The sequence below is a fragment of the Halalkalibaculum roseum genome (genome assembly GCF_011059145.1).
In the GTDB taxonomy this organism is placed as follows: domain Bacteria; phylum Bacteroidota; class Rhodothermia; order Balneolales; family Balneolaceae; genus Halalkalibaculum; species Halalkalibaculum roseum.
Window position 1 is genome coordinate 826,244 of the sequence record NZ_JAALLT010000001.1, and the last position, 12,959, is coordinate 839,202.

General features: G+C 43.9%; 10 protein-coding genes. 7 read left to right on the forward strand and 3 right to left on the reverse strand.

Going from position 1 to position 12,959, the window contains the following annotated elements:
- Positions 1 to 76: 76 nt before the first annotated feature.
- Positions 77 to 1,333 carry a GAF domain-containing sensor histidine kinase gene (locus G3570_RS03390; protein WP_165139162.1) on the reverse strand — a complete coding sequence of 419 codons (1,257 nt, stop codon included), beginning with the start codon at positions 1,331 to 1,333 and terminating at the stop codon, positions 77 to 79.
- 551 nt (positions 1,334 to 1,884) lie between these two features.
- On the reverse strand, positions 1,885 to 2,025 hold the full coding sequence (locus G3570_RS03395) for a hypothetical protein (RefSeq protein WP_165139164.1): 141 nt from the start codon (positions 2,023 to 2,025) through the stop codon (positions 1,885 to 1,887).
- Between the two features lie 234 nt (positions 2,026 to 2,259).
- On the opposite strand from G3570_RS03395, the gene G3570_RS03400 reads away from it, so the two are divergent.
- From G3570_RS03400 to G3570_RS03410, 3 genes are all read left to right on the forward strand, one after another.
- Positions 2,260 to 2,706 carry a hypothetical protein gene (locus G3570_RS03400; protein ID WP_165139166.1) on the forward strand — a complete coding sequence of 149 codons (447 nt, stop codon included), beginning with the start codon at positions 2,260 to 2,262 and terminating at the stop codon, positions 2,704 to 2,706.
- Between the two features lie 179 nt (positions 2,707 to 2,885).
- Positions 2,886 to 3,470 carry a hypothetical protein gene (locus G3570_RS03405; RefSeq protein ID WP_165139168.1) on the forward strand — a complete coding sequence of 195 codons (585 nt, stop codon included), beginning with the start codon at positions 2,886 to 2,888 and terminating at the stop codon, positions 3,468 to 3,470.
- A 289-nt stretch (positions 3,471 to 3,759) separates the two neighbouring features.
- Entirely contained in the window at positions 3,760 to 4,134 is a 375-nt protein-coding gene (locus G3570_RS03410; RefSeq protein ID WP_165139170.1) for a GxxExxY protein, read from the forward strand.
- Between the two features lie 374 nt (positions 4,135 to 4,508).
- On the opposite strand, the gene G3570_RS03415 is transcribed toward G3570_RS03410, so the two are convergent.
- Entirely contained in the window at positions 4,509 to 5,630 is a 1,122-nt protein-coding gene (locus G3570_RS03415; protein WP_165139172.1) for a fatty acid desaturase family protein, read from the reverse strand.
- A gap of 649 nt (positions 5,631 to 6,279) precedes the next feature.
- Here G3570_RS03415 and G3570_RS03420 point away from each other — a divergent pair.
- The 4 genes from G3570_RS03420 (at position 6,280) to G3570_RS03435 (ending at position 12,941) form a co-directional block, all read left to right on the forward strand.
- A complete protein-coding gene (locus tag G3570_RS03420) occupies positions 6,280 to 7,632 on the forward strand; it encodes an aspartate aminotransferase family protein (protein WP_165139174.1) in 1,353 nt (450 codons plus the stop codon).
- Positions 7,629 to 8,561 (forward strand): carbon-nitrogen hydrolase family protein, encoded by a 933-nt coding sequence (locus tag G3570_RS03425; RefSeq protein WP_249066623.1) that lies wholly within the window; start codon positions 7,629 to 7,631, stop codon positions 8,559 to 8,561. Before G3570_RS03420 ends, G3570_RS03425 begins: the two co-directional genes overlap by 4 nt.
- Before the next feature lie 119 nt (positions 8,562 to 8,680).
- Positions 8,681 to 11,413: an aminotransferase class I/II-fold pyridoxal phosphate-dependent enzyme gene (locus G3570_RS03430; protein ID WP_165139176.1), complete on the forward strand. Its 2,733-nt coding sequence runs from the start codon at positions 8,681 to 8,683 to the stop codon at positions 11,411 to 11,413.
- 40 nt (positions 11,414 to 11,453) lie between these two features.
- Positions 11,454 to 12,941, forward strand: a complete 1,488-nt coding sequence (locus tag G3570_RS03435; RefSeq protein WP_165139178.1) for a biotin carboxylase — start codon at positions 11,454 to 11,456, stop codon at positions 12,939 to 12,941.
- The last annotated feature ends 18 nt before the right edge of the window (positions 12,942 to 12,959 follow it).

The following is a 12,959-nucleotide window of genomic DNA, read 5'->3' on the forward strand; positions in this document are numbered from 1 at the left end:
ACCGTTGAAGGGAGTTCCTTCTCCGCCGGCGGATCAGGATGACTGCCTCATTTTTAAAAGGCCTCTTTTCATAGGATCACTTTATTCCATTACGTATTGGATTTGTTTTCTCCTTCAAAGATATAGATGACAGCAACTTTCCTAAGTTATCAACCGGCAGAGGCAATGAAATTGAAAACTGTGTTCCGTTGTTATTTTTTCCAGCCTTTACCGATATGGATCCTCCTGTCCGGGTGACCATCTGATTGATATCTGTGAGGCCTCTCCCAAAACTCTGCTCACCATTGGTACCGGCTGATCTGGTAACCTCAATACCATTATTAAAAGCTGCAATCTGATCGGCAGACATACCCTTTCCATTATCCGTAACGGTAATATCCAGGATGTCTTTGTTCTTATCCGTTTCCCGGGTTATTGTAGTTTCAATAGCACCGTTTTCCGGGGTAAATTTAATGGCATTCGAAAGAAGATTACCGATGATCTGCAACAGCTCAAGAGTAAAAGCATGTGACACATTAAGGTCGGCATCTATATGGTTGACAAACTTCAGGGAAAGTCCCTTTGCCTTTGCAGGGGGATGGTACAAGTGCTTCAATTGTTCAATGATTACCTCTACACTACTTTCTTCCTGCTTTTTATGCCCGTTGCTTCCCGTCTTTGTATCTACCAATACCTCATCAATAATATCGAGGATTGTTTCAGCAGATTCTTTTATCATCGTGAGTTCCTGAGTAGGAAATTCAGTGTTATCCTTCTCCTCGGTTAAAAGATCTGAAATCCCTAGAATACCACTTATCGGGGAGCGCAGATCGTGATTAAGTTTATGAAAGCAATCATTCAATGCCTCTAAATTTGAAGCCAAACCTCTGTATTTGTTTTCATATTCAATGGCATTCATAACTAATTGGGCAAGATATCGGAACTGCTCCTTTTGTTTGTTTGAAACATGTTTTGTTTTGGTGTCTAGCACGTAGATAACCCCAATATCCCTGCCGTTTATAGTAGTGAGTTTTGCACTGCAGTAATATTGAAAACCGGGTGGGGTCTTCACATATGAGTGATCTTTATAAAGCTTGTTATTTGTAAGATCCCCAATTTCAGATATTTTTCCGTTCTTCCTGATGGCATTATAGCTGATAAGATCTTTATAAACGGCTTCATCTACATTGGGTGCTACCACGTCCTGATAATGAGCATCCCTAATGTGAATTTCACAAACAGGTGCATCCATGATGTGTTGAGCCAACTCTATATATGGCTGTAGGTTCAGGTATTGCCTATTTACTTCGGCAGCAAGAGAAGCTGGGTCTTGAATTTGTAGCTCTTCATCCATATTTAAAACAATTGCTAAGGGGGGTTATGGTGAATGGAAGTCACTTTTAAGCATTAATCCTTATTGTTCTCAACTTTCTTTTCTTCCTCTTTTGACTCTGTAGCTTTCCTCCACCTGGAGTCAGACTTTTTTGGCGATGAAGATTTTTTCTGTTGGTCTTTATTATGCATATCCATTTCCTGTGCTATTCATCCAGATTTACAAATGTTATTTAAATATAATATTTACCTAACAGGTATTATTACACAAATCCTAAAGAGCTTTACATATTTCTCATATTTCGGCTTCTGAATAAGTAATCTCAGAATTTCAAATTTCATGACGTGTAGGTAGGAAAGTGGAATGCAAGTGCTTAACAAAAAAAAACGCATTTATAAACCGGTCATTTTTCAACCGACTTTGTCAGGTCTTAACCCCTCTTCAAAGCTTATCAGATGGCTTTGCGAAACCCATACTTCCGCTCTGAGGTGGCTGCACCGCCGATGTTATTTGCTCATTAAGAGGGAGTACAACCTTGAGCTATGGGTTGGGGGGGGCAAAGCATTCTATCATTACTCAAATGCTATTATCCATGCATCTGCAGATAGCACCTGGCTTCTAAGGCTGCCTGCTTCGTAGGTCTGTTTGGCTAAACCAAAGAAGATCTCAGAGAACCGCAGAGTTTCACTGAGGATTTCTTTGCGGTTCTCCATGCCGCCTCTGAGTAACTTTGTGTAATAGTTACCCTTTACTTAACTGTAAGTTATATAACATTTATTACTAAACATGTAACGGATCCAGGCGACAGTATGCATACCTTTTTTTTGGATGATGCTTAAAATCAATAAGAATAAGAAGAGCAAATGATGAGGATATTTTCGAAAAGCCCCATCTCATGATGACAGCATCAATCAGAAGATCAATAATTTTATAACTAAATAAATCTAATGATGAGAACACTTCACCTAATTACCGTTTCCGTTTTCCTGGTATTTGCCATTCAGTCTGCAGCTGTTGCACAGTCGATTAATCTTACAGAAACATTTAAGAAGAATTTTAACGAAACAGTTCAGGAAGTTCATAAAAGCCAGGATGCAACGGAAAAAAGAACGCTGCTAAACGAATCATTCAGTAAAATGACCCGGGCAATCGAGCGTATTGAAGCAAAAGCGAATCTTTCTGAAGAGGAAATCGCCCAGCTTGCAGCTTATAAGAGTGAAATACAAGAAAAAAAGAGTGAGTTAAATGGAACCGATGGTTTTAACAAAGTACTTGATAAAGACCTCAACAACTTCTCTGATTATGCTCAACAACAAATGGAGCAGGCTGACAAAACGATCACTATTGGAGTGACAGTAGCCCTTTTAGTTGTAATCATACTCTTGCTATTGTAGTAAGTACTTCCGGTTATAAGATAATAATCTCCTCCCTGTAGTGGGGGGAGATTGTTATCTCAATTTAATTCTCCGATCAGTTATGTAATTTAAATGAGTTCTCATTCTCCATTATTCTGATTGTATTTTCTACGGAGTGATGCTCAAGCCATGAATTGGTCAATAACTACCATTGGACCATGCCGGTTATTAAGGTGAACAACTCTTCTTTTGCAAAAGGTATTCAGCGGGTTCTTCTGACAGACGATCAGATATTTGATCTGGTGATACTTTCTACCTGTAACAACGGAAATCCTGAAATAGCATCCCATCTAATAACTTTTACTGATCACCTGTTGGCATCCCCCCCCAAAAAAAACTTACATTTGTCCCATATTGATTCCGATAGAATGGCCATCCTGGAAGAGGATTCACAGCCATCATCCGAACAATTGGCTTGGTCAATGGCCGAACAAACCTACCGGCGACTGGCAGCAACTATTCAGACTACTATAACGCTGGCTTTATATGACCTTGGCCTGGTAGATTCTGGTATAAACGAATTGCACACAGCTACCTTAGCACAAGAACAATCGGCACAGACCCATCTCATTCAGAACAAAGTGGGTTGTGCACAGTTTACTTTTTTCGATGCCGAAAAATATCGAGCAGGGGTAAAGACGTGGTATAAGCCGGCACGTTTTGGAAGAGGTGGAAAATTAGAATCGCATTCAGGTTGGGGTTGTGAGCCACCGTTAAAAACTGATGCTGCTGTGAACAATTGACCTAAACTCAATTTAACCCTTTGAAAAGCTTAACCACAGAGGTATGCAGAGGGTAACGCAGGGGTGCACGGAGAAGAATATTTTATCGAGGACTGTTAAAGAGGTTTACGCTCCCCATCCTCAGATTAAAACGCTTTAAGCTCTATCAACAAAAAGACTAACACCTCAAAGGGGGCCTCTTCCGTGGTACTCCCTGAAATTCTCTGTGCCCCTCCGCGGTTTATAAAACTATGTAAGGAATCCTGCCTCTATCGGTCTTACATAGAAAAAATGTATTTTTAAATCGTGTATGATTTATCAAGAGCTGACTCATAACGTAATAGGTTTATGTATGGAGATTCACAGCGCATTGGGGCCGGGATTGCTGGAATCAGCTTATCAGGAGTGCCTTTTCTACAAGTTGGAACAGAATGGCTTGTATGTTCAAAAACAGAAACCGATGCCTGTAATTTATGAAGAGGTGAAGCTGGATTGCGGCTATCGTATCGATTTGTTGATTGAAGATAAGATTATACTTGAGATTAAATCTGTCGAAATTTTACATGACGTTCATTTGGCCCAAATATTGACCTATCTAAAACTTGGAAATTATAAACTAGGACTTCTGCTAAACTTCAATGTTGCACATCTGCGTGACGGTTTAAAGCGGGTTATAAATACATAGATATGCAATCTTTTAACCGCGGAGGGGCACGGAGGTTTGCGCAGAGGAGCACGGAGGGGGATATTTTACGGTTGATAGAGTCTTGAATATTTTTTGCCCACTCGGCTTTGAGGTCGAAATGTATCAAGCTTTATCAAACAGACCTTAACACTACAAACAAGTTATTCCTCCGTGGTTCCAAAGAAATTTTTTCGGAAGAATCGCTTTGGTATTATGGGAGTCGTCCGGGAATACTGTCAGCTTATGATTCCAAGTAAAACAATTATTCCAGCCACAGACACATCTTTGGTGGAATTCATGTTTCTAAAATCTCAAGAGGATGACATTGAACTTGTTTGTAGCTGGCAAGAGATAAAATCCAACCACTAAACTTGTTAACCTAACTTAAACTCATACTTGGGCTCGGAATAGCTAAACTCGGGGTCACCGAATTTTTTGAGTGTGCGATAATGTGAGGCCACCGCATCGAAGAAAGTATCATGGTGATTGTAAGGAATGCCAAACTCATTAGCTGTCTTTTCCACAATATGGCTTATGTCTGGGTAGTGCACACTACAGGTTCTCGGGAACAGGTGATGCTCAATCTGGAAGTTCAATCCTCCTACAAACCAGCATAAGGCCTTGTTGTCGCGCGCAAAATTATTGGTAGTAACCATCTCGTGAATCATCCAGTGCTCATCAATCATATTCTCTTGGTCAGGCATCGGGTGATCGGTTTCTTCCACGACGTGGGCAAGCTGGAATATAATACCCAGTATCAGGCCGGCTGTCAGATGAAGAGTTAGAAAGCCGATCAAAAGATGAACCCAGGTAATATCAAGTAAAAGCATCGGTAGCACCAGCATGTAGGTGTAGTAGATTGCCTTGGTTACAAACAGGATGATCCACTCGCTGACAGGGTGGCTTTTATTATTGTATGGGCCGATATGGTCTTTCAGGAAATGCTTGTAATCCTTCACAAATACCCAGAAGATGGTAGCCAGACTATAGGCAAAGAATGCCAGGACATGTTGAAAGCGATGGATGGGTTTCCATTCGGCGTGAGGAGAAAGCCGTATAAATCCGGCCACTTCCAGGTCTTCGTCGTGCTCGTGAATATTGGTATAGGTATGATGGATGATGTTGTGAGTGATCTTCCAGATGTAACCGTTTGCTCCCATCAGGTCGAACGTATATCCAAGTGCCTTATTGATATACTTGTTGGAAGAGTAGGCGCCGTGCAGGGCATCGTGCGATACCGAAAAGCCGACGCCGGCCATTCCGATGCCCATTAAAAATGTGAGGAACCACATCGCCAAGAGGGGGAGCTGTCCCGATATGATCAAAGCATAAGAGCCGAAATAGAGGGTCAGCAGCACTATGGTTTTTATAACCATCTGAAGGTTGGCATGCCTGGATAGGTCATGCTCTTTAAAGTAGTGGTCTACGCGCTCCTTTACGGTTTTACTGAATTCCCTGCTGATACTGTTATTGAATGTTACTTTTTCGACTGACATACTGTTAAACTCTTTAATGCAACTTATGCATTAAAGATGTCAAAACTCTAGTCATAGGGTCTTACATAAATTTTGGAAAATGTTACACATTTTACACACTTATGGAATAACCCTTTATCAAATACAGAATAGGCGAGTTGCCGGAAGGGCCGGTTTATTCCCCGATGGTGTTGGCAGAATTTACCTATAAATGTAGCTTTAAATGTATCTGGATAGACTTTCACGGTGTCTCTCTGCTTGCATGGGTTAAGGCGGCTTTAAAAATTACGTAACTGTTGGGGTATTATTAGAGCTTGAAAGAGTTAAACAATACCTGGCGAATTGATACCGAGGCCGGCACATTCTCAATTAGCGCAAGGATATGATTGATAATGGTGGTATCTTGTAAAAAATGAGCATCTGAGAGGTTCGTATCCGAATGTTACCTACTACACAGTGATTGGCTAAGTCAGCAGTTCTGTAAAGCCATCAACACCGCTTATTCCACTACCTGCCAAAGCGAATATCATTATTACATATTGTTTTACAGCGTAAAGGGAAAGAAAAACCAAACCGAATAAATTTTGCGCGTGAAAACCTAGGTTTGGTACAGATATAGTATCAACGAAGGCCCGGCGATTTTGCAATAACGTTTAACATAGACTGATTTATGATCAAAGATTTCATTAAAAAAATACGTCCCGATAAGCTAAATAAAACAGCCTCTGAACAGTTGCTTGAACGCCGAAAATCGGTCGTAGCAAATGGGGTCGGCATTTTTAATACGGCTACGGTGACTTCAGCACAGGGTGCGACCATTACTGATGCCGACGGCAAAGAGCTGATCGATTTTGCAGGAGGGATCGGGGTTGTAAATGCGGGGCATTGCCCGGAACCTGTGGTCAAAGCGATCCAGGAACAGGCGGCAAAGTACATACACACAAGTTTTAACGTGGTTACCTACGAGCCCTATTTGGAACTGTGTGAAAAACTCATTGAGATATTGCCACACGGATCTGCGACCAAGGCCATGCTGGTCAGCACCGGTGCGGAAGCTGTTGAAAATGCCATCAAAATAGCTCGCCAGGCCACCAAGCGTCAGGCCGTTTTGTGTTATACGGGAGCCTTCCACGGGCGTACGATGATGGCCATGACCTTAACCAGCAAAATTGACTATAAATTAAACTGCGGACCTTTTGCACCCGAAGTGTATCGCCTGCCATTTCCTAATTATTATCGATACAACAGCGGTGAGGATATGGATGCATTTGTGGGGCTGGAGTTAAAACGCCTGCATGAGAGCGTTCGCAATGTGGTAGATCCAAAGAATGTAGCGGCTGTTATTCTGGAACTTGTTCAGGGAGAGGGTGGAATCAATGTAGCGCCCCAAAAATATGTGAAAGGATTGCGAAAATTTTGCGATGAGAACGGCATCATGCTCATTTTCGACGAGGTGCAAAGCGGCTTTGGACGAACGGGTAAATGGGCCGGCTGGCAACATTATGATGTTACGCCAGATATCTCGACCTATGCCAAATCGCTGGGATCAGGCATGCCGATAGCGGCGGTATTGGGCAAAACGAAGGTGATGGACGCTGCAGCACCCGGAACCATCGGCGGCACTTATATCGGCAACCCGGTTTGCTGTGCGGCTGCCCTGGCGACGATCGAATATATGAAAGAGATTGACCTGAACAAGCGGGGAGAGGAAGTTGGCAATATTACGCGGAGCCGCCTGGAAAAAATACAGGCACAGTGCCCGCAGATAGGCGATGTACGGGGAATGGGGGCGATGATGGCCCTGGAATTTGTGAAAAACGGAGACTCGCGTCAGCCCGACGGAGAGCTTTGTTCCCGCATTGTAAAAGGATGTGCAGAACGCGGGCTGATATTATTAAGTGCCGGTACATTTAAAAATGTTATCAGGGTCTTGTCGCCGTTGGTCATACCCGATGAACAGTTAAATAAGGGACTCGATATTTTAGAAGAAGAAGTTCTCAAAGCTTGTGGGGTGGCATCATGAAGCCATTTGCTATAGCCGGTGTACAGATGAAGGTTTCTGCGACCCAATCCAACGTGGAGATGATGAAGGTGAAGCTTGATATTCTCATGAATCTTTATCCCTGGGTAGAGATGGTTGTATTTAGTGAGCTATGCGGTTTTGGTCCGCTGACCCACACGGCGCAGGAAATACCGGGACCATTTGATTTGGAGATGCAAAAAATGGCCAAAAAACATGGCATCTGGTTGCTCCCGGGTTCCATATTCGAAAAAAGAGGAGCCGAGATTTATAATACCGCTACAGTGTACAACCCTGAGGGTGAAGTTGTAACCCGCTACAGTAAGATGTTTCCTTTCTTTCCTTATGAAGTCGGGATTAGTCCGGGAAAAGAGTTTTGTGTATTTGATGTACCTGAAGTTGGGAAGTTCGGAGTCTCCATCTGCTATGACATGTGGTTCCCTGAAACCACGCGGACACTGGCGGTTATGGGAGCAGAGGTAATTTTGCATCCCACCCTCACAGGGACCATCGACCGGGATATTGAACTTGCCATAGCTAGGGCATCAGCGGCAACCAATCAGTGCTACTTTATAGATATTAACGGTTTGGAATCCGGGGGCAGCGGCCGTTCCATTATTTGCGGTCCTGACGGAAGGGTTATCTATCAGGCCGGTACGATAGAAGAACTTATACCGCTTGAGCTAAATATGGAAAAAGTAAAACGGAGCCGCGAACTGGGAGTGCTGCGACTGGGGCAACCGCTTAAAAGCTTTCGTGACCATATCGGGGATTTCACGATATACCAAAACGGGGCCCAACATCCCTATCTCGAATCACTCGGGCCCCTGAAAAAACCGGACCGGGTCAGTGAATTGAGAGATCTGAAATTACAGGAAAAAACCCTGGATCGCATGGATCATAATATCGATTACAAACGAAATGCCGAATAAATAGTAAATAGAAACGGCATCCCCGGTTATTAAATACCAGGCTTTGATAGATACAGAGAGTCGCCCGCTGAGTTCATGATTTATGAGCGGTATTCCTTAACATTTTAAAAATCAAGTTAATGGCAAATGACCGGAAAAGTACGCCGCACTTTAATGTGGCACAGTTACGTGTGGATTTATGGAACCGATTGCGTTCGGAACTCCAATCTATCGTTTCCGATACGGGGCAATCCCAAAAAAATGCAAAGGATACCGAGAAAGCGTCGGCCCTGCTAAAAAACCTGGCAGCTATTGAGCAGTACTACTCCTTTCCGGGAGGGAAAAGGGTGAAAAAACTTCAGAAATCCCTTGAAAGAGAAGAATATGCCACGCTATCGAGATCTGTTGTAGAATTTGTTCGATTGCTGGTAAGTGACGCTTACCGAAGCAACCCTCAATTTATGAACCCTAAAGAGGAGGAGAACCAGGAGAATGAAACACCGGAACGAACTTCCCATGAGTCGCGGAAAAATTATTTTGAAGTCCTTTTTGTAGATAACCTTTCCGGTCAGGAAGAAGAGGCTCTGCGTGGAAAAATCAGTGAACTCCGGGAAAAATATGAGCACCTGGTATATGATATCACCGTACAGCACTCCTTTCAGGATGCCCTAATAGCATTACTGATCAATTTTAACATACAGTCGGTGGTCATTCGCTACGCTCCACCCTATAAACTGGGAGAGATCAACGAACTTCTAAGGCCATTTCTTTCAAAGGTAACGGAACTGGATTATTCAGAGCGACCGGAAGAAGAGCTGGGGCCTATTCTTGGTAAAATCATCAAACAGTTTCGGCCGGAACTGGATATTTACTATGTAACTGATACCGCACTCCAAAATCTGAAGGATTCCACGCTGAAAAATTTCCGGAGAATCTTTTACCGTAAGGATGATATTCAAGAACTGCATCTTGCAATATTGCGGGGTATCCGGGAGCGATATAAGACCCCCTTTTATACGGCACTTAAAGAATACAGTAAAAAACCGGTAGGGGTGTTTCACGCCATGCCCATTTCCCGTGGGAATTCAGTTTTCAAATCACGCTGGATAAGAGACTTCGGTGAATTTTACGGGCGCAATATTTGTCTTGCTGAAACTTCTTCAACTTCCGGGGGGCTCGATTCGTTGCTGCAGCCGACCGGTACCCTGAAAGAGGCACAGGAAATGGCCTCCGAGGCTTACGGTTCCCGGGAAACATTTTTTGTGACCAACGGAACCTCTACTTCTAATAAGATTGTACAGCAAGCCCTGGTGGAACCCGGAGACCTGGTTCTTATAGACAGGGACTGCCACAAATCACATCATTACGGCCTGGTGCTGGCAGGAGCCCTTCCGGTTTATCTGGATTCCTACCCGATAGAGAAATACAGCATGTACGGCGCGGTTCCGCTCCACGAGATCAAAAAAACGCTGCTGAAACTTAAGGCGGCCGGCCGGCTGAATAAAGTGAAAATGCTGCTTTTGACCAATTGTACATTCGACGGGCTGGTATACAATGTGGAAAAAGTGATGGAGGAGGTACTGGCCATCAAACCGGATATGATATTTTTGTGGGATGAGGCCTGGTTTGCATTTGCAGGTTTTACGTATACCTATAAACAGCGAACGGGCATGTTTGTGGCAAACAAGCTATACAACAAATATCGAACAGATTCATACAGGGACAAGTACAAAAAACATATTGAATCCCTGTCAGTGGATGAAGTGCCATCCATGCCCGACCCCGGCAAAGTAAAAATACGCGTATATGCTACCCAAAGTACGCATAAAACGCTAACGAGTTTCCGGCAGGGATCCATGATCCACGTATGGGACGAAGAATTCAAACGGCTGGCTTCCGACAGTTTCCAGGAAGCCTACATGACCCACACATCGACCTCTCCCAACTATCAGATACTGGCTTCGCTTGATGCGGGACGAAGACAGGTGCAGTTCGAAGGGTATGAACTGGTAGAGAAAAGCGTGGAACTGGCCATGTCTGTCCGTGCCAAAATTCACGATCATCCCATTCTGAAGAAATATTTCCGGGTGCTCACCGTCCGCGATTTTATTCCCGATGCGTTTCGTCCCTCGGGTTTGGATGAATACTACACCGATCAGGGAGGCTGGAACCGTATGGAAGATGCCTGGGAGCATGACGAATTTGTTCTGGATCCCACTAAAATTACGCTCACGGTAGGCCTTTCGGGCATTGACGGAGATACCTTTAAAAACAAGTATCTGATGGACCGGTATAACATTCAGATCAACAAAACATCCCGCAATTCCATCCTTTTTATGACCAGCATAGGTACTACGCGGGGGAGTGTTGCTTACCTGATCAACACCCTGCTGCATATTGCCGGCAAGCTGGATGAAGAACTCCCGGCAATGAACAGGAAAGAAAAAGATATTGTAGAGAAACGGGTCATTTCACTAATGGAGGACGTTCCGCCCCTTCCCGATTTCAGCCATTTTCATTCCTTCTTTCAGGCTGTAAAGGGCGTACCAGGCGGCGATATCAGGCGGGCCTATTTTTTGGCTTACCGGCAGCAAAACTGTGAGTATATCGCTCTCGGTGAATGCCTTGATGTGCTTGAACAGGGACGGGAACTGGTTTCCACAACTTTTGTCATTCCCTATCCGCCCGGATTCCCGGTGCTGGTACCGGGGCAAGTGATCAGCAAGGAAATTATCCGGTTTCTGCTTGTACTGGATGTGAAAGAAATTCACGGCTACCGGCCTGAACTCGGGCTCAAAGTTTTCAGAGAACAGGTGCTGAGTACAAACGAAACCGTTACAGCTCCCGCTGCAGTAGAGACACAGGCCGGGTAAGGGACGGGACCACAACAATTTTAATTTAATTTCAATAACCATGGCTACTACGACAAAAGAAGTAAAAACACTGAAGGGTTTACCTGATATTCGCCGCTTTTTCCACCGTAATGAGGTACCGATCTATTTTATAAGTGCAACCAATTTTAATTTGTTGGGAGCTGACGAATGGATCAAGAGTTTTAAATTTATCTGTCACATTAACTGTTTTGACGGATGGCATCCGAATGTATTTTCACCTAAGGAGGAGGTGCCGCACGAGGATTTCGAAAGCATTGAAGATATTAATAACTACCTGCTGGGTCATCCGGAGGTTACCGACTACCTGAAAACCCGAAAAATCAACGGCAAGGCAGGAAAGGCCATGTTCCTGATGTTTGACGAAAAAACAGAAAAACTGGCCAAAAAACGTGGCCTGGAGGTCTGTTTCCCCTCTGCTAAAATGCGTACTTCCATGGACAACAAAGTGAACACGAACCGTATTGCTGAAAAAGCAGGTGTACCCTGCGTACCCTATGTGCTATCAAAAGTAAATGATTACGAGCAATTGCGGAAAGTTTCTAAGAAGCTTGGTGAGGACCTGGTTATACAAACGCCCTTTGGTGATTCCGGACACACTACCTTCTTTATTTCCGACAGCAAGGATTTTGAAAAGCACCGGGAAGAGATCGTTGAAGAGAAGGAGGTGAAAATCATGAAGCGAATCAATTGCCGGGGATCGGCCATCGAAGCATGCGTCACCCGTCATGGTACGATTGTAGCACCGCTGATGACCGAAATGGTCGGTTTCCCGGAACTCACCCCATATAAAGGCGGCTGGTGCGGTAATGAAATATATGCCGATGCTTTCACTCCATCCATTCGCCGGAAAGCACGCCAATATACAAAATTACTCGGCGACCAGCTGAGGAAAGAGGGTTATAAGGGATATTTTGAATTGGATTTCCTGATCGACCAAGACAACGGCAGGGTGTATCTCGGGGAACTTAATCCACGGGTTACAGGGGCCAGTTCCATAACCAATCACGCTGTATTTGCCCTGGCTGATGCACCGTTATTCATGTTTCACCTTCTCGAGTGGATGGATGTACCTTATGAGTTGAGTATCAAATCAATCAACGACCGGTGGGCACGTCCTGAAAATATCGACAGCTGGAGCCAGCTTATAATCAAACATACCAAAGATAGTGTCGAATATATTTCAGAGGCACCCTCTTCGGGAATCTGGAAGCAACGAAAAGACGGTTCCATCACCTTCGACCGTATGGATTCTCACAGGCGTGCTGTTGAATCAGAAAAAGAAGCGTTCTTTTTACGCATTGCCGAAAAAGGTAAGTACTTATATGAAGGAGCCGATATGGGTATCCTGGTAATGAGAGGCCGCTTGATGACCGATGATTTCACATTAACGGATCGTGCGAAAAAATGGATCAGTGCAATTCATGATCATTACATTACGGAAATACCCGATGAAACCGAAGAGTTGGATGAAATAACGTCCGACCTTACAGGGTTTAAGCTGGTATAATTCCATTTCAAATTGTTA

Coding starts and splice junctions, on each gene's coding strand:
- G3570_RS03390 (WP_165139162.1), bottom strand. CDS start 1,333: ATGGATGAAGAGCTACAAATTCAAGACCCAGCTTCTCTTGCTGCCGAA.
- G3570_RS03430 (WP_165139176.1), top strand. CDS start 8,681: ATGGCAAATGACCGGAAAAGTACGCCGCACTTTAATGTGGCACAGTTA.
- G3570_RS03410 (WP_165139170.1), top strand. CDS start 3,760: ATGATTTATCAAGAGCTGACTCATAACGTAATAGGTTTATGTATGGAG.
- G3570_RS03425 (WP_249066623.1), top strand. CDS start 7,629: ATGAAGCCATTTGCTATAGCCGGTGTACAGATGAAGGTTTCTGCGACC.
- G3570_RS03435 (WP_165139178.1), top strand. CDS start 11,454: ATGGCTACTACGACAAAAGAAGTAAAAACACTGAAGGGTTTACCTGAT.
- G3570_RS03420 (WP_165139174.1), top strand. CDS start 6,280: ATGATCAAAGATTTCATTAAAAAAATACGTCCCGATAAGCTAAATAAA.
- G3570_RS03400 (WP_165139166.1), top strand. CDS start 2,260: ATGATGAGAACACTTCACCTAATTACCGTTTCCGTTTTCCTGGTATTT.
- G3570_RS03405 (WP_165139168.1), top strand. CDS start 2,886: ATGCCGGTTATTAAGGTGAACAACTCTTCTTTTGCAAAAGGTATTCAG.
- G3570_RS03395 (WP_165139164.1), bottom strand. CDS start 2,025: ATGGAGAACCGCAAAGAAATCCTCAGTGAAACTCTGCGGTTCTCTGAG.
- G3570_RS03415 (WP_165139172.1), bottom strand. CDS start 5,630: ATGTCAGTCGAAAAAGTAACATTCAATAACAGTATCAGCAGGGAATTC.